Genomic DNA, 17,756 nt, shown 5'->3' on the forward strand with positions numbered 1-17,756 from the left:
TTGTCATGGGGAGATGGCCTACAACCTCCCCTCATTCCACCACGCATAATTATAAAAAGGAGAAATGGCACAGAATTTGTCTGAAAAATTCAAGACAACACAAAAAAAACGAAGAAAAAATAGAAAAGAGCAATCTGATTACAACAGGAGTCAGCGTCTGCCACAAAAAATGCTTTCATGTCCAATCCAATTGTCAGCTTACTTCCCCTAAAAGCCGTTATTATAAAAGGTGAAGCGTGGGGAACTTTAGCATTACCTGTTCAGAAGTATCCCCATACTTGATAACCGAGTAATACATAAAGCCCCACGCCTATATATACATACATTTCTGATGCTGAAGTGCAAATATAAATAGTTCGTGGAGCGTCTTTGTATTATCCATTGTTATCGTTTCGAAATTGGGGATTTCCTGAACTTGTGGATAATGTCAAAACGCTTCTAATATTTTCTTTCTCTTTCAGAGTAAGACAAATATACAAATTTTTTAAATCGCACAAAAAAACGACACTATTATTTTATCCTTATTGCATCAGAATATGAATTGACTCCAAATTTTTAAAACAAAAAAAGAGAGCCACTCTTCGTGCTCTCTTTTTCCAGTGATCCGCTTGGGGCTCGAACCCAAGACCCCAACATTAAAAGTGTTGTGCTCTACCTGCTGAGCTAGCGAATCAATCCCCTTATTGCATCGGTCATTTCCCGATTGCGAGTGCAAAGGTAGATGTTTTTATCATAACTACCAAATATTGACTCTATATTTTTTCCGAAAAAATTTCACATCATTTCATATCTTCCTGTTTATCAAACGTTTGTTGCTTTTCCGATTTCAGTGCTTTTTGGTAACAACAACGACACAATGGCTCATATTCCTCCTTTTCACCCAACAGCACCCGTTTATCGTTCGATACCGTACGATGCGACACATAAGCCAGGTTGCCGCATTTTACACAAATGGCATGCACTTTCGTAACTTCATCGGCAATGGCACACAAAGCCGGCATCGGGCCAAAAGGAATTCCTTTAAAGTCCATATCCAATCCGGCAATAATCACACGGACTCCCTGATTGGCCAGTTCATTACAGACTTCCGGTAATCCCTCATCAAAGAACTGAGCTTCGTCAATTCCCACGACGTCTATTTCCGAAGTAAACAAAAGAATACTCGCAGAAGAATCGATGGGAGTCGATTTTATACTATTGTTATCATGTGACACCACATCCCCTTCTGAATAACGGGTATCTATCGCCGGCTTGAAGATTTCCACCCTCTGATGAGCAAAGGTGGCCCTCCGCAAACGCCGGATCAACTCTTCTGTCTTCCCCGAAAACATGGAACCACATATCACTTCTATCCTTCCTCTCCGGCAGGTCTCCTCCCGATGATCTTCTGAAAATACTACCATATTACTTCATTCTATAAACAAATGCAAAATTACAACGATGTGTTGAAATCACCGAAAAATCGGCGTTTTTTTATAAAATAGCATCGAAAAGACCATACAAAGAGAAAACTTCTGTTAAATTTTGAGGAATCAGACGCGTGAAAACGAAAACTTTTTACCTTTGCTTTATCACATATAAGAGAAGAAGATGGGTAAACTATATGTTGTTCCTACTCCGGTAGGCAATATGGAGGACATGACTTTCCGCGCTATCCGCATACTGAAAGAAGCGGATTTAATTCTGGCTGAAGATACACGTACATCGGGTATCCTGCTGAAGCATTATGAAATCAAGAATGCCATGCAGTCACACCACAAGTTCAACGAACACCAGACGGTAGAAAGCATTGTCAACCGCATTAAGGGAGGGCAAACCGTAGCCTTAATATCAGATGCGGGTACTCCGGGTATATCCGATCCGGGCTTCCTGGTGGTACGGGAATGCGTCAGAAACGGCATAGAAGTACAATGCCTGCCTGGAGCCACTGCCTTTGTACCGGCATTAGTTTCTTCCGGTCTGCCGGACGAACGTTTTTGCTTTGAAGGTTTCCTTCCGCAGAAGAAAGGTCGCATGACCCGGCTGAATGCCTTGAAAGAGGAAACCCGCACCATGATCTTTTACGAATCTCCCTACCGGCTGGTAAAGACATTGACTCAATTTGCCGAGATTTTCGGAGCCGACCGCCCTGTATCTGTATGCCGGGAGATTTCCAAAATACATGAAGAAAGTGTTAGGGGCACCTTGCAGGAAGTCATTGCACACTTCACAGAAACTGAACCAAGAGGAGAAATTGTCATTATACTTGGAGGAAAAGAAAACTAAATTATAATTCTAAATCAATAAAGTTATGAGAAAGGTTGTTTTATCTGCTTTATGTGCTGCCGCATTATTGACAGCATGTAACAATTCCAGCCAGGAAAAAAGCTCATTGCAAGCCCAAAACGACTCACTGATGCTTGAACTGTCCAACCGCGACGCAGAGCTGGATGAGATTATGGGCTCTTTTAATGAAATCCAGGAAGGATTCCGTGAAATCAACGAAGCTGAAAACCGTGTAGACTTGAAAGAAGGTACTCTCGAGAGCCAGTCGTCTGCCGACAAAATAAAAGAAGACATCCGCTTTATCAGTGAAAAACTGAAATCAAACCGTGAACAGATTGCCAAACTGGAGGCACAGCTGAAGAAAAGCAACTACCAGTCAGCACAACTGAAAAAAGCAATTAAAAATCTAACTGCGGAACTGGCTGCCAAACAGCAGCAGATTGAAACCTTGCAGGCTGAGTTGGCCGCCAAGAACATCCGCATTGCCGAACTCGACGAAGCCGTAATGGACTTGAACAAAAATGTAGACGAGCTGAGTGCAGAAAACGAATCTAAGACAAAGACAGTTGAAGCACAAGATCAAGCACTGAACACTGCTTGGTATGTATACGGCACAAAATCAGAACTGAAGGATCAGAAAATCCTGAAGAAAGGTGATGTATTGAAAGACAATGAATTCAATAAGGATTATTTCACTCAGATAGACATCCGCAAGGTTAAAGAAATCAAACTTTACTCCAAACGTGCTGAACTGCTGACTACTCATCCTCAAAGTTCATATGAACTGGCAAAGGATGACAAAGGACAATTGACCTTGAAAATCAACAATCCGAATGAATTCTGGAGCGTTTCTCGCTATCTGGTAATCCAAGTGAGATAAAGTCAAAATCACTTTACATAAAATCCTCTTATTTCCACCTGGAATAAGAGGATTTTTTACTTTATATCTAAACCCCATGTACACCCAATATCCCCTCTCCGGATAAATAAAACGATAAAACTCTATTCTTCCATTTTTTTGTATTAACAAATAGTATTTCTAAATTTGTATTTATTATTTGCATAATACCATGAAACGACATATTCTTTTACTTCAAATATTTGCTTTAATTTCCATTTTGGGATGGGGGACTCCTAACATGACCCAAGAATATATTAATTTCAGTCCGCTAAGAAACCTCATACAACTCCCTACAAATGAAATCAGAAATCTTTTTCAAGACAAAGAAGGCTATATTTGGATTGCCACTTATAACGGACTGGTACGTTATGATGGTTATTCCACAAAAGTATACCACGCCGAACCTGATGGCAGTGAAAAATCGATTGACGGATTCATCAATGCAATTGCAGAAGATTACGAATGCAATTTATGGATTGGCACACACAACGGATTATACAAACTGAATAAAAGGAATGATAAAATAGAAAATATTTCACTTCCACACCCTCAAGTGACAAATGTAGAGACAGTCACATGTACACACAAAGGAGCAGTATGGGTAGGAACCAATAAAGGCTTATTCATCAAAAAAGAAAATGAACCAACTTTACCCAATATAAGTTTGACACAAACATTGACGTCAAATCCATATTAGAAGATAAGAGAGGACATATTTGGATTGGAACATGGAGCCAAGGACTCTATCGCTATGACCCTACACAGCAACGGCTTTATACCTATCACAATGTATGTCCCGGCAATTCCGCACATGTCATTTTTCAGGATAAGAATGAAAATATATGGATTGGAACATGGAGATATGGTTTATTAAAAATGCAGAATCCATACGACATGCAACATTATGGATTTGTCCGGTACACGCATGATGAAAACAACCCTTCAAGCATCGCCGATAACATCATCTATGCCATCACTCAAGACAGAAACACCGGAAAACTCTGGATTGGCTCTCGAAGTGCACTCAGTATCATGGAATCGGAAAACGGGATGTTTACCAATTACTATCCAAGCGACAAAAGCGGACACCTCCCTTTCAATGAAGTAGATGCATTACTTTCCAGCGCCGACGGACTAATGTGGGTAGGGATGCTCGGCGGGGGAATCCGGGTAGCAAATACAAACACCCGGAGATTCAGTCTGAACTCACTCAGAAGCATACGTGACATCTTTCCCAGTGCGTCAGTGCGGGCCATTTGCCCCATTGACAAAAACTGGATCTGGATCAGTATCATGGGGTTCGGATTCGTAAAATACAACAATCAAAGCCATGAGGTTATTCCATATAATCAAATGCCGGCATTCAGGAATTTACCTCCTGTATCCACCGTCAACGAAATCATCCGTCTTAAAGAAAAAGGAGAATACTGCTTTGCCACATGGGATGACGGGCTCTGGATTCTTGATGGGAAAAAGGTAGAGGAGATAAATATAGACTCCTATCCACAACTGACGGACGTGTGTATCTATTCCGTACTGGAGGACAACAAAAGGAATATATGGTTAGGCACGCGCAGTGGCATCTTTTTACTCACCCCCCCAAAGAAAAATGTACGCACTGAATGACTTGATAGAAAACAATGCATATATCCCACCCAAAGAATCTATTTTCCGCTTACAAGAAGACAAAGACGGCAATATCTGGGCTGCAACCCCTAATTCAGGTATCTGGAAAATCACTCCTAAGAACCATAAATTTGTAACCAAACAATACAGCATCAATTTAGGAAACGCAGAGGCAGTGGGAGCTATGGCATTGTACATTGACAGTGAGAATACCATTTGGGCAGGCACCAACGGGAAAGGACTAAATGTTTACAATGCTCACAAAGATTGTTTTCAGAATGCATTGCCCAATACAATGAAAAAAGGAGAAGTAGTATCTTGCATACTTGAAGATAACCTGAAAGGGCTATGGGTTACCATGACTTCTGAAATGATTCATATTGATAAAACGAAAAAAGAAAAAAACATACAAGTATTCACTACCGAAGACGGACTGCAAGACTACATCTTCAATCGAAATGCTTGTGCAAAAGGTGAAGATGGCAAACTGTATTTCGGAGGGGTACATGGCATAAACAGTTTCTTCCCGGAAGGAATCAATTATGATACAGTTTCATATCCTGTGGTATTAACCGACCTGAAAATATACAACACATCCATTTCACACATGACAGACACAGAACTACAAAAAATAATGGATTCATCCTTGGAATATACACAACATATCACTCTCTCATACAAACAGAATAATTTCAGTATCGGATTTTCAGTATTAAACTATATCAACCCCATACTGAATAAATATGAATACAAATTAGAAGGATATGATAATCAATGGATTTCTACAGAAGGTTATCAACCAGCTGCATTTTATAATAACCTTCCTGCAGGTACTTATACTTTCTATGTAAAAGGAAGTAATCCCAATGGATTATGGTCGAACAACGTACGTTCTGTAACCATTACCATTTTGCCTCCTCCTTGGTTAACTTGGTGGGCTTATTGCATCTATGCCATTTTACTCTCCTTATTGGTATGGTATACCTACAGAATCATACGTAAAAGAATCCACCTGCAACAAATGGTAGAGTTGGCCAATATACAACGGCAGAAAAACGAAGAAATCAATCACAGCAAACTACAATTCTTCACCAATATCACCCATGAGTTGCTTACCCCATTATCTATCATATCTGCTTCAATTGATGAAATAAAAATACATTTTCCAGAAACCCGAAACTCACTACCGGAAATAGAAGATAACCTATTGCGGCTAAAACGATTAATACAGCAAATACTGGAATTCCGGAAAGTGGAAAACGGACGTCAGAAACTGAAAGTTTCTTACGGAAACCTGACCAGCTTCCTTCAACACTCCGCACAGGCTTTTACTCCACTGGTCCGAAAAAAAAACATACACTTCGTATTCCAAAATATGGAGACAGAATATCAAGGGTATTTTGACCATGACAAATTAGATAAAATCATCTACAACCTTTTATCCAATGCTGCCAAATATACTACAGAAAATAAGACAATTACTATAACCCAAGCTTATCATCGCGAACAAAATCTTTTCCAGATAAGTATCAGCAACCCAGGAGAACCAATACCTGAAAGTAAACTGAAACATTTGTTTGAAAGATTTTATGAAGGAGAGTATCGTAAATTCCATACCATTGGAACAGGAATAGGATTGTCTTTAACCAAAGACCTCACTCTTTTGCACCACGGACAAATCAAAGTAGAAAGTGACAAAGAAAACGGAAACACATTCACCGTATTAATACCCATAAACAAAGAGGCATATAGCAAAGAAGAAATTGACGAAGAAAACGAAAGTCATGAAACCATAGAATCAAACATACCACAGGAAACAACAGACCATTCATCTGCTAATGCTATCCAAACATTTCCGGCACATAACGCCAATAAAGAAAAACCGTCCTTATTATTGGTGGAAGACAATGATGACCTACGGAATGTAATGCGACGTATCCTTACAGATCATTTTGACCTTACAGAGGCTTCTTGCGGCGAAACAGCTTTGCTCCAACTGGAAGACAAAAATATAGATATAATCGTGTCTGACGTCATGATGCCAGGAATGAACGGATTTGAGCTATGCAAGAAAATAAAAGAGAAATTCGAAACAAAACATATTCCAGTCATCCTGTTAACCGCTAAAACCAGCGATATGGACAGAATAGAAGGATACGAAGCGGGAGCTGACGGATATATATGTAAGCCTTTGAATATTTCAGTCTTACTTGCCAAAATAGATAACCTGCTGAAGAAAAGTGAATCTCACAACGGTAATTCCAAAAAGCAACTGATTTTCGAGGCCAAGCATGTGGATTATACAAGTCAAGATGAAGAATTTCTAAAGAAAGCAGTCGAATGTGTAAATGCACATTTAAGCGATGTGGATTTCGATACCTTGACATTTGTCAAGGAAATGCAAATGTCAAGAAGTACATTAAATGAAAAGCTGAAACAACTGACCGATATGACACCGCTGGCATTCATATCAAGCATACGCCTGCAAGCTGCATTCCGCCTATTGGAAGAAAAGAAAAAAATACGAGTTTCCGAACTGGCCTATTCGGTAGGCTTCAATGACCCTAAATACTTTAGCCAATGCTTCAAGAAAAAATTTGGTTTTTTACCTAAAGAATATACCACAAATAAGGAAAACGACAACGAATAAAGAATTAGCCACACCGGAAATGGAGGAAAAAATAGCAGAAAAGGAGGAAATTTTAGTTTTTATCCTTTTCTGCTATTTTTTCACCACCCCATCGTCTTCATAAAACTAACTTTGAGCATGCTCAATTAAAGAAAGCAAACTTAAACATTAATATTATGAAACGTAGAAAACTAAATGTAAGTAAAATGTTAGCTTTAGGACTGCTCATATCCTATTCTACCCACATTGAAGCTAACATTACCAACGAAACAACCGGTATTCAACAAAACAACGCCTACAAAGTTTCTGGAGTTGTCACTGACACGAATGGAGAACCAGTTATTGGAGCCAGTATTGTGGAAAAAGGCACATCCAATGGAACAATCACAGACCTTGATGGAAAATTCGTACTCGAAGTCAATGCAGGAGCCACATTAAACATATCTTATATAGGTTATAAAAGCCAGGAAGTAAAAGTTGACCGCAATGGATTATCACTGAAGCTCACCTTAAAAGAAGATACTGAAACACTAGACGAAGTTGTCGTAGTAGGATACGGAACCGTCCGTAAAGCCGACTTGGCAGGTTCCGTGGCTGTCATGGACAACAAGTCATTCAAGGACCAGCCTGTAACCCGTATCTCCGAAGCTCTCCAAGGCCGTGTTTCCGGCGTGCAGGTAGAAAATAGTGGAGTACCCGGTGGAGACATCCGAATCCGCGTCCGTGGAGCCAACTCTGTAAACCTCAGTAATGAACCTCTATATGTAGTGGATGGTATCGTTCGTGAAGGAGGTCTAAGCGGATTAAACACTGACGATATCAAATCTATTCAGGTTTTAAAAGATGCCTCCTCTACTGCTATATACGGTTCTCGAGGTGCCAATGGAGTCGTGTTGGTTACAACAAAGACAGGTGTGGCCGGACAAACTCAAATTACATTTGATGCATCAGTAGGAGTATCTAACGTATATAAACACTATGATATGCTCAGCCCGTACGAATATGCTGAAGCATATAATTTCTGGTACCCAGGAAACGGTTACTCTGACAGCGAACTGGAAGCCCTCAAGACAGGAAAGAAAGGGATAAACTGGCAGGATGAAATGTTCCGTTCCGGCTTGGTACAGAACTACAAACTGGCCCTTTCAGGAGGTAGTGAGAAAACACAGTATTACGTTTCTGCAAACTATGTGAACGAGCAAGGTGTACTGCGTTATTCCGACAATGAACGATACTCCGCACGTGTCAACTTAAATTCAGACGTAACAAAATGGCTGACAGTTACCACCGACATACAATTCACTCATGGCGTAAGAAACGGAAACACCTACATTGCCAGTAAAGGAAATCCGATATTCAATTCATTGAATTATGACCCAACCATGGACATGTTCACTGAAGATGGAAAATATAATGTAGGTAAAAACACAACTGGAGGTAACCCGCTGGCAGCCATCGAGGCCACAGACAATGAACTGCGTACTTATGCGGCCACCGGTAACCTGTCTCTGCGATTCAAGATTATCGACGGATTGACATTTACGACCACAAACGCTTTCGATTACCAAGATAACAAATCTTATTCTTTCTCTTCTGCTAAATCGGGTCCCACAGCCATCAGCAGTATGGGAAACAGCGATGCCTTCCGGATGATGCTGCAATCAACGAATAATTTCACTTACATGAAAAAGTTCGGCAAGCACAACCTGACTGCTACGGCTGTATGGGAAGCTACTTCTACTGAATATCGTAACATGAATATCGGTGGAAACAATCTTTCAACAGAAGCCGTAGGATGGTGGAATGTAAACATGGCAAGCACAAAAACATTAGGAAACAGTTACTCAAGAGAAACTTTGTTATCTGGCGTAGGACGTGTTATTTATAACTACAACGACCGATATACCTTGACAGCTACATTCCGTGCCGATGGTTCGTCCAAATTCAGCACAGATAAATGGGGGTACTTCCCGTCTATCGCAGTAGCATGGGATATCAGTAATGAACCTTTCCTGCAAGACTTTAAGGCCTTACAAAACATGAAGCTACGTGCCAGCTATGGTGTAATTGGTAATCAAGGTATCAGTTCATACTCTACTCTTGGATTGTTAGGACAAGCTTATACCAACTATGGAACTTCTTCTCAATTGTATTATGGCTATTGGCCTACATCACTGCCAACCCCTGATGTGACCTGGGAAAAGACCAAACAATTTGACTTGGGACTGGAATTTGCTGTATGGAACCAGCGCTTGTCATTCTCATTCGACTATTTCTACAAACGTACAGTCGACTGCTTGATGCAGGAACCTATTCCTGGATATAATGGAGGTGGCAATTACCTTGCAAATGTAGGACGTATTGACAACAAAGGTATCGACTTCTCTATCAATGCCCGCCTTGTTCAGACAAAAGACTGGCAATGGAACTCCACTTTGACAGGTACCTACCTGAAGAATGAAGTAAAAAGCTTAGGAACTAATGAATATATTTACGGAAAAACTCCGGCAGACAAGATGGCCGATGAATCTACTATCGTCATGCCAGGCTACAGCATTGGTTCTTTCTATGGATATATATGGGAAGGAATCAGCAAAGATGGTAAAAACGTATATGCAGATTTGAACAATAACGGAAGTATCGATGCTGGCGACCGTACCGTAATCGGTAACGCAAATCCGAACTTCACCTTTGGATGGAACAATACAGTAAACTATAAGAACTGGGATTTAAGCATGTTCCTGACAGGAGCCTTTGGAATGGACCGTCTGAATCTGGTACGCTACGCCATGTCTACTTCCATCTCGGATGCTTCCTTCATCAACACAAAAGAAGCATACGAATATAACTGGGATGTCAATCCGAACAATGCCAAATTTGCATCCTTACTGAACGGAGGTACTAACTATGCAAACTCAACTCAATGGGTAGAAAATGCCAGCTATGTACGTTTGGCAAACTTAAGTATTGGATATACTTTCCCAAAATCTAAGACTAAATTTGCAGACATCCGCTTGTCTGTCAGCTGCCAGAATCTGTTTACCATTACCAAATATAAAGGTATGGATCCTACAGCCTCAGCCTTTACAGACGACTCTTCAAAGAGTGTGGATGTGAGCAGCGGTGTAGATATAGGTGGTTATCCTACTCCTAGAACTTTTACCTTTGGTGTAAAGATGAATTTCTAATATCACAAAGCATAGAACTTTTAATAAATCGATTATCATGAAAACAAAGATATTTATAAGCGCATTAATGGCTTGTGCAGTGGCCATGACCTCTTGCAGTGACTTCCTGACCGAAGACCCGAAGGGACAAATGGTACCCGAAAATTACTTTACCTCACAAAACGACCTGGATGGTGCCATCAACGTACTATATGCCCAAGTGCAATATTCCATTAACGGTACACATACCTTATCTCCTAACTGGATGGGAGACGACTTGACCGCACTCACAAGTGGAAACAAAGATGTATATCGGGAATTCGACAGCTACAAAGTGAATGATAACAATGCCGATTCAAAGAGTGCATGGAACACCAACTATGCAATCATAAAAGCTGCCAACTTTATTGTTAATAACGTAGAAAAAGTTCCTACAACTGAAGACGAAATTAATATTGGAAAAGGACAAGCACTCTTTTGGAGAGCTGTAGCTTACTTTAAACTGGTACGCTGGTACGGAGAAATTCCTTTGATTCTTACCACGGATTTGGATTTCAATGTCAAAAGATCTACAATAGCACAGATTTATGCTCAAATATGCAGCGACCTGGAAGAGGCTGAACGTATTTTACCTTATGCCTATACCTCTTCTCCACGGGTTGCAGACGGACTGAACAACTATATAAACAAAGGTGCTGCACAAGCGGTATTGGCCGCCGTTTATATGGCTCGGGCGGGCTACCCACTGAATGAAACCTCTTACTATAGCAAAGCAGCCCAAATGGCTAAAGCTGTAATAGATGGTGTGAACAATAGCAACTACTATTACAAACTGGAACCTAACTACAAAGACCGGTTCATGTATGTATCCAACCCCTACTCACAAGAAGGTGTAGTAGCTGTCAAATTCAACAAAGACAACCCATGGGGATGGTCGGGATTAGACTCTTGGAACTCTGTTTGTCAGGCATACGAATCTGTCACCAACGGCGGATGGGGCGATGCCGTAGGAGAAATCAAATATTGGAAAGAAATGCCAGAAGGACCTCGAAAAGATGCTATTTATGGAAGTGACGGAGGTAAGATCTTGGTTGAAAAGAACACCTATAAAGATAAGCTGATTGATTGGTATCAGAAAGATGATAAAGGTACATTCATTCTCAGTGAATGTCATCCGATGTTCCGCACCTTACTATATGGAGGAGGTACAGATGGTAGCGCAATGAATGACTATAATGACCGGGAGTACACAATGAACAACGGTATCTGTAGCCAAACATTATATTTGGTTTCATACAGTGAAGTTCTGCTATGGTATGCTGAAGCACAAGCACGTAGCGGCTCCGTAAATGAAGAAGCCAAGCAATGTTTACAGAAAGTTCTGGACCGCGCATACGGTGAAGGAATGGACAAAGCAGAAAATTATGCCAATGACCCGACAACATTTGCAAACAAATGCTTAAAAGAACACGGATATGAAGTTACAGGATATTATGTAGCCCTCGTAGTTCGGGCCAATGACCAGCTCCGTATGGATGACCTCAAAAACACATTTGCTTCACGCCAGGCAAATACTCCAGTAGAAGTCGCTCCAGGCGTATCTTTGACAGAAGGTGTGGAAGTGAAAGGAAGCTGGGATGATTCGCGCAACTATGCTACAATTCCTTCATTTGATGCTGATCTGAACGGAAACTTGAAATAAATTATTTTAAATAAAAGTCACAGGTAAATAGCACTTTTCCTGTGACTTTTTTTATTTCTCTCAATCTAATACAATCTATGAAAATAATCAAAAATCTATTTATAATTGCATCCCTATGTATAGTCGGATGTACTTCTGTTCCTCCCATATATTATTTGGATGCCACAAATGGAGACGATACGAATTCCGGACTTTCTGCAGATCATGCATGGAAGACATTGAAACGAATAGAAAATCTTTCTTTGGAAAAAGGAGCCAAATTATTATTCAAACGTGGAGAAACTTTCAGGGGAGAACTGAGAATAACCGGGAAAGGAAATGCTCAAACCCCTGTCGTCATTGACGCTTATGGTGAAGGAAAACAAAACCCTCGTATCATAGGAAATGACTCTTCCATGTACGCTGTATGTATCTCCAATGCAGATTATCTGACTATCCAAAACCTGGAGATAATCAATACAGGAGAAAAAGCATTGGCTGGACGTACAGGATTAAAAGTAGAATGCGTAGATTATGGTGTATCACATAACATTAGAATTAATAATATTACCGTACGGGATGTCAACGGCTCTCTCGTCAAAGAAGAAGGAGGCGGTAGTGGAATTCTGATTGTCAACGGCGGTGACAGTATCCGTTCACGTTTCGACAGCCTGACTATTGAGAACTGCCACATTCTACGTTGTGCACGCAATGCCATGATCTGGGATGGATATTATGACCGGAAAAACTGGTATCCCAACACCCATACTATCATCCGTAACAATCTTATTGAAGAAGTCCCAGGTGATGGCATCGTCCCTATCGGATGCGACAGTACTCTGATAGAATACAACCTAATGTGCAACTCTCCTGATACCCTTCCCATGACAGAAGCAGCGGCCGGTATCTGGCCATGGAGTTGTGACAACACCATCATACAATACAATGAGGTATGTCATCACAAAGCACCTTGGGATGCACAAGGATTCGATTCCGACTATAATTGCCAGAACACACTCATACAATACAACTACAGTCACGACAATTATGGAGGAATGGTCCTAATATGTAATAATGGAGATGCTGAAGATTACAGCTGTGGGAATATTGGCAGCATTGTCCGGTATAACATAAGCATTGGCGATGGCATACGTCCTAAAAAGACCAGACAAGGAATGTTTTCACCCAGCATTCACATAGCTGGACCTGTCAAAAGAACCTTAATTGAGCGAAACATCGTACATGCTAACCCTAAGCCCGATATCGTCACAGACCGAACCATGATAACCTCCGATTCATGGGAAGGATATGCGGACAGTACCTGCTTCCGACAGAATATCTTCTACGCAGCAGAACCCAGCCGTTTTGACTTCACGTCTTCCACCCACAATATATTCGAACAAAATGCCTATATAGGTGAATTCAAGAATCTACCGGGAAATACTTACAGCCCAGAAATTGAAAACATATACAAAGAAAAAATCCTGAATCTATCTGCTGACGGACATAAAGGCTTATACACTCTTATGGATTCTATAACCATAAAAGGACATACACTCCATTACGTGAAGCCTACATCCATTGAAACTTTTTTCAATACACTATTTATTAAGAACTAAAATAAATAATCCCCTCATTCTTTTTATTTATAAACGAAAGAATGAGGGGATTAATCGTTTCACGTCGCAGGAAGCATCAATAAGCGAAACGCTGTTTCAACTTGGCCAGCATATCCTTAGTCATCGCCTCCAAGTCATATTCAGGCTTCCAGTCCCATTCCTCACGGGCACAAGTATCATCCAAAGAATTAGGCCATGAATCGGCAATAGCCTGGCGCAAAGGATCTACCTGATACTCCATTTCAAAGTCGGGGACATATTTCCGGATATTCTGATAAATTGTTTCTGGCTCAAAGCTCATGGAAGCAATATTAAATGAGTTACGATGCACCAGTCTGGCCGGATCCGCCTCCATAATCTCAATAGCCGCCCGCAATGCGTCCGGCATGTACATCATATCCATATAAGTACCTGCCGCTATCGGACAAACGAACTTCTCTCCCTTAGCCGCCGAATAATAAATATCTACCGCATAGTCAGTAGTTCCACCTCCCGGAGGAGTCACATAAGAAATCAATCCCGGAAAACGAACCGAACGAGTATCCACTCCAAAACGGGTGAAATAATAGTCACTCAGCAATTCTCCAGAAACTTTTGTCACACCATACATAGTCTTAGGGCGCTGTATGGTGTCCTGAGGGGTCTTGTCTTTCGGAGTTCCGGGACCAAACGAACCGATAGAACTCGGCGTAAAGACGGCACAATTCTTTTCACGAGCCACTTCCAACGTATTGAACAGACCGCCCAATCCGATTTTCCAAGCCAGCTGAGGTTTGTTTTCAGCTACGGCTGAAAGCAAGGCCGCCAGATTATAGATGGTATCCACCTGATATTTCGTTACCGCATCGGCTATTTGCTGCGAATTGGTTATATCCACAATGGCTGAAGGACCAGATTCCTTCAACTCGCCTTTAGGTTCAGCTCCAGGAATATATCCAGCTACTACATTACCTGTATAATTCTTTCTCAAAAGCATGGTAAGTTCCGAACCAATTTGTCCGGTAGACCCAATTATTAAAATGTTTTTCATCTACATGTTAGATTTTAAAATTACATGGCAAATATACAAAACTTATTATAGATAAAATAAAAATACCCATCTTCTTTTTTTCTAAATAAAAAAATTGCATCTTTGCATTAGTAAAACCTTAATATCAATATATGTATACCAATTTTAGAGACTTCCTGAAAAAGGAACTTGCCGACATTGAAGCTGCCGGCTTATACAAGAATGAACGCATTATTACCACTCCACAACGTGCAGACATCAAAGTAAATGCAGGAGAGGAAGTACTTAATTTTTGCGCCAACAACTACTTGGGACTTTCCGACAACAAACGTCTGATTGAAGCTGCCAAGAAAGCAATGGATACTCACGGATATGGTATGTCGTCTGTACGCTTCATCTGTGGTACACAAGACCTTCACAAACAGTTGGAAGCAGCTATTTCCGACTATTTCCACACAGAAGATACCATTTTATATGCCGCCTGCTTTGACGCCAACGGAGGTCTGTTCGAACCGCTTTTCACAGAAGAAGATGCCATTATCTCTGATGCACTGAACCATGCTTCCATTATCGATGGCGTACGCTTGTGCAAAGCCAAACGCTACCGCTACGCCAATGCCGACATGGCCGACTTGGAACGTTGCCTGCAGGAAGCACAAGCACAACGCCACCGCATCATCGCTACCGACGGCGTATTCTCCATGGACGGCAACGTAGCCCCGATGGACAAGATTTGCGAACTGGCAGAGAAATACAATGCACTGGTTATGGTGGATGAATCTCATTCAGCAGGTGTCGTAGGGCCTACGGGACACGGTGTGGCAGAACAGTTCAATGTGTACGACAAAATTGATATCTTCACCGGTACCCTTGGAAAAGCTTTTGGTGGTGCCATGGGTGGATTCACTACCGGAAAGAAAGAAATCATCGACATGTTACGTCAACGCTCTCGCCCTTACTTGTTCTCCAACTCTGTGGCTCCAGCCATCGTAGGAGCAAGCTTGGAAATGTTCCGTATCCTGAAAGAAAGCAACGCTTTGCACGATAAGCTGATAGCCAATGTCAACTACTTCCGTGACAAGATGATTGCAGCAGGCTTCGATATTAAACCTACACAGAGTGCCATTTGCGCAGTTATGCTGTACGATGCCAAACTTTCACAAGAATTTGCAGCCCGCATGCAGGATGAAGGCATCTTTGTCACTGGATTCTATTATCCGGTAGTACCGAAAGGACAAGCCCGTATCCGTGTACAGCTTTCTGCCGGTCATGAACAATGCCACTTGGACAAGGCCATCCAAGCCTTCATCAAAGTAGGAAAAGAACTGAACGTCATTAAATAACCTTTTACTTAAAAAATCACACTTTCGAAAGGCTGTCTTTTCTCAGAATGAAAGGACAGCCTTTCCTATTCTTCAATTTGAGCTGCCGGCCAGTTCACTAAATACAATTTCTCAGTCGCCCGAGTAAAAGCGGTATAAAGCCAGCGGAAATAATCGGGTGAAAGCATCCCTTCCGTCAGATATCCCTGATCCAGAAACACCCGTTTCCATTGCCCACCTTGAGCTTTATGACAGGTCACAGCGTACGCATACTTCACCTGCAACGCATTATAATAAGGATCTTCTTTCATTTTTTTCATCCGTTCCCGCTTCGTTGGCAAATCAGCATAATCTTCCAGGATAGTATAAAATAACCGGTCGTTTTCTTCTTTCGAAAGAGAAGGAGATTCTGAATGCAACGTATCCAACAAGATTTTCGTTTCCAGCTCCAAGTCTCCATAATCAGGAAAGGACAGCAACACATCGGCAAAACGGAATCCATACATCTCTCGAATACGACGTACCCGTCGTACCACTGCCACATCGCCATTGGCAATAAAATCAAATTCCTTACAATCGGTTCCCCAGAAATAATTATTCTTTGCAATCATCAACACATCTCCCCCATTCAACTCATCCTCCCGAAACAAAATACTGTTTCGTATTCCTTTATTATACAAGGAAGCGCGTTTGTTGGAACGACAAATAATAATGGTTTCATCCAGACCGACATGATCATAACAATCATTGATGGCTTCAATCAATTCATCCCCCGGTACACGGCAAATATCCGGAAATCCATTGAAACGAATGCGCGGATACTCAAAGAAATCCTCTTCCACGATATGTGCCCGCAACGCAGTCGCGTTCCATAAGATACCCGATGCCTCTCTCTGACGCACCACCTCTGTAAGTACACATTCAGTCACATCCAATCCATATCCCTGCAACATAGCTGCTGAAAGAGCCGGACTTTCTTCCTCCCCTATCGGAGGCAGCTGTGCTGTATCCCCCACCAGCATCAGGTGGCATCCCATACCATTATATACATACTGCACCAAGTCATCCAGCAAACGGCCACTGCCAAAATGCCCTCCAGACAGCCCTTCATTCGAAATCATGGAAGCCTCGTCTACCACAAACAACGTATGACGATGCAGGTTCTGGTTGGCTACAAAGTTATCGGTTTCGTTGGAAAACACCTTTTGGCGGTATATCTTCTTATGTATCGTATAAGCCGGATGCCCCGCATAAGAAGAGAATACTTTCGCAGCCCTTCCTGTGGGAGCCAGCAACACTGTTTTCCACTGCAGCTGATCGAGCGTCTGTACCAACGCGGCCGTCAATGTGGTCTTACCCGTCCCCGCATACCCTTTCATCAGAAAAACAGCATCTTCAGAAGCTGATAACATAAAATCTGCAAAACTTTTCACCGCATTTTCCTGCTCTTCTGTTGGTTTATAGGAAAAATTTCGCTTAATTTGCTGCGATAAATCATTATTTAACATAAAGCCGTATAAAAAGTTTACCTAAGATT

The 17,756-nt window shown here is 41.4% G+C and carries 12 protein-coding genes, 1 tRNA gene and 1 pseudogene; 10 read left to right on the forward strand and 4 right to left on the reverse strand.

What is annotated here, in order from left to right; genetic code table 11:
• Positions 1-600: 600 nt before the first annotated feature.
• Together RDP42_RS08355 and RDP42_RS08360 are read right to left on the reverse strand one after the other, a co-directional pair.
• Positions 601-673, reverse strand: a tRNA-Lys gene (locus RDP42_RS08355).
• Positions 674-779: 106 nt separating this feature from the next.
• Entirely contained in the window at positions 780-1,403 is a 624-nt protein-coding gene (locus RDP42_RS08360) for a thymidine kinase (RefSeq protein ID WP_303915138.1), read from the reverse strand.
• 187 nt (positions 1,404-1,590) lie between these two features.
• Between RDP42_RS08360 and rsmI the strand changes: the two genes are divergently transcribed.
• From rsmI to RDP42_RS08405, 9 genes and pseudogenes are all read left to right on the forward strand, one after another.
• Positions 1,591-2,265 carry a 16S rRNA (cytidine(1402)-2'-O)-methyltransferase gene (gene rsmI, locus RDP42_RS08365; RefSeq protein WP_204475434.1) on the forward strand — a complete coding sequence of 225 codons (675 nt, stop codon included), beginning with the start codon at positions 1,591-1,593 and terminating at the stop codon, positions 2,263-2,265.
• Positions 2,266-2,290: 25 nt separating this feature from the next.
• On the forward strand, positions 2,291-3,145 hold the full coding sequence (locus RDP42_RS08370) for a hypothetical protein (RefSeq protein ID WP_204475435.1): 855 nt from the start codon (positions 2,291-2,293) through the stop codon (positions 3,143-3,145).
• A 190-nt stretch (positions 3,146-3,335) separates the two neighbouring features.
• Positions 3,336-3,863: a two-component regulator propeller domain-containing protein gene (locus tag RDP42_RS08375; RefSeq protein ID WP_308763308.1), complete on the forward strand. Its 528-nt coding sequence runs from the start codon at positions 3,336-3,338 to the stop codon at positions 3,861-3,863.
• Positions 3,857-3,997 (forward strand): annotated as a pseudogene (locus RDP42_RS08380) (two-component regulator propeller domain-containing protein); the annotation flags it as partial. The gene RDP42_RS08375 and the pseudogene RDP42_RS08380, both read left to right, overlap by 7 nt.
• Positions 3,998-4,042: 45 nt before the next feature.
• Complete coding sequence (locus tag RDP42_RS08385; protein ID WP_308763309.1) at positions 4,043-4,792, forward strand: two-component regulator propeller domain-containing protein; 750 nt, start codon at positions 4,043-4,045, stop codon at positions 4,790-4,792.
• On the forward strand, positions 4,776-7,442 hold the full coding sequence (locus RDP42_RS08390) for a response regulator (RefSeq protein WP_308763310.1): 2,667 nt from the start codon (positions 4,776-4,778) through the stop codon (positions 7,440-7,442). Before RDP42_RS08385 ends, RDP42_RS08390 begins: the two co-directional genes overlap by 17 nt.
• A gap of 155 nt (positions 7,443-7,597) precedes the next feature.
• Positions 7,598-10,609: a TonB-dependent receptor gene (locus RDP42_RS08395; RefSeq protein ID WP_308763311.1), complete on the forward strand. Its 3,012-nt coding sequence runs from the start codon at positions 7,598-7,600 to the stop codon at positions 10,607-10,609.
• Between the two features lie 37 nt (positions 10,610-10,646).
• Positions 10,647-12,290 carry a RagB/SusD family nutrient uptake outer membrane protein gene (locus tag RDP42_RS08400; RefSeq protein WP_308763312.1) on the forward strand — a complete coding sequence of 548 codons (1,644 nt, stop codon included), beginning with the start codon at positions 10,647-10,649 and terminating at the stop codon, positions 12,288-12,290.
• Between the two features lie 77 nt (positions 12,291-12,367).
• Positions 12,368-13,888: a right-handed parallel beta-helix repeat-containing protein gene (locus tag RDP42_RS08405; protein ID WP_308763313.1), complete on the forward strand. Its 1,521-nt coding sequence runs from the start codon at positions 12,368-12,370 to the stop codon at positions 13,886-13,888.
• 76 nt (positions 13,889-13,964) lie between these two features.
• On the opposite strand, the gene RDP42_RS08410 is transcribed toward RDP42_RS08405, so the two are convergent.
• The gene (locus tag RDP42_RS08410) at positions 13,965-14,918 is read right to left on the reverse strand and encodes an NAD-dependent epimerase/dehydratase family protein (RefSeq protein ID WP_308763314.1); all 954 of its coding nucleotides are present in this window, start codon (positions 14,916-14,918) and stop codon (positions 13,965-13,967) included.
• A 131-nt stretch (positions 14,919-15,049) separates the two neighbouring features.
• On the opposite strand from RDP42_RS08410, the gene kbl reads away from it, so the two are divergent.
• Positions 15,050-16,240 (forward strand): glycine C-acetyltransferase, encoded by a 1,191-nt coding sequence (kbl, locus tag RDP42_RS08415; RefSeq protein ID WP_308763315.1) that lies wholly within the window; start codon positions 15,050-15,052, stop codon positions 16,238-16,240.
• A 65-nt stretch (positions 16,241-16,305) separates the two neighbouring features.
• On the opposite strand, the gene RDP42_RS08420 is transcribed toward kbl, so the two are convergent.
• Positions 16,306-17,727 carry an AAA family ATPase gene (locus tag RDP42_RS08420; protein ID WP_308763316.1) on the reverse strand — a complete coding sequence of 474 codons (1,422 nt, stop codon included), beginning with the start codon at positions 17,725-17,727 and terminating at the stop codon, positions 16,306-16,308.
• Positions 17,728-17,756 lie beyond the last annotated feature (29 nt).

It is taken from the genome of uncultured Bacteroides sp., from assembly GCF_902472605.1.
In the GTDB taxonomy this organism is placed as follows: domain Bacteria; phylum Bacteroidota; class Bacteroidia; order Bacteroidales; family Bacteroidaceae; genus Phocaeicola.

What these genes read in the sequence shown, in the direction of transcription:
- RDP42_RS08410 (WP_308763314.1), bottom strand. Translation starts at nt 14,918, where the DNA reads ATGAAAAACATTTTAATAATTGGGTCTACCGGACAAATTGGTTCGGAA.
- kbl (WP_308763315.1), top strand. Translation starts at nt 15,050, where the DNA reads ATGTATACCAATTTTAGAGACTTCCTGAAAAAGGAACTTGCCGACATT.
- RDP42_RS08405 (WP_308763313.1), top strand. Translation starts at nt 12,368, where the DNA reads ATGAAAATAATCAAAAATCTATTTATAATTGCATCCCTATGTATAGTC.
- RDP42_RS08370 (WP_204475435.1), top strand. Translation starts at nt 2,291, where the DNA reads ATGAGAAAGGTTGTTTTATCTGCTTTATGTGCTGCCGCATTATTGACA.
- RDP42_RS08390 (WP_308763310.1), top strand. Translation starts at nt 4,776, where the DNA reads ATGTACGCACTGAATGACTTGATAGAAAACAATGCATATATCCCACCC.
- RDP42_RS08375 (WP_308763308.1), top strand. Translation starts at nt 3,336, where the DNA reads ATGAAACGACATATTCTTTTACTTCAAATATTTGCTTTAATTTCCATT.
- rsmI (WP_204475434.1), top strand. Translation starts at nt 1,591, where the DNA reads ATGGGTAAACTATATGTTGTTCCTACTCCGGTAGGCAATATGGAGGAC.
- RDP42_RS08420 (WP_308763316.1), bottom strand. Translation starts at nt 17,727, where the DNA reads ATGTTAAATAATGATTTATCGCAGCAAATTAAGCGAAATTTTTCCTAT.
- RDP42_RS08360 (WP_303915138.1), bottom strand. Translation starts at nt 1,403, where the DNA reads ATGGTAGTATTTTCAGAAGATCATCGGGAGGAGACCTGCCGGAGAGGA.
- RDP42_RS08400 (WP_308763312.1), top strand. Translation starts at nt 10,647, where the DNA reads ATGAAAACAAAGATATTTATAAGCGCATTAATGGCTTGTGCAGTGGCC.
- RDP42_RS08385 (WP_308763309.1), top strand. Translation starts at nt 4,043, where the DNA reads ATGCAGAATCCATACGACATGCAACATTATGGATTTGTCCGGTACACG.
- RDP42_RS08395 (WP_308763311.1), top strand. Translation starts at nt 7,598, where the DNA reads ATGAAACGTAGAAAACTAAATGTAAGTAAAATGTTAGCTTTAGGACTG.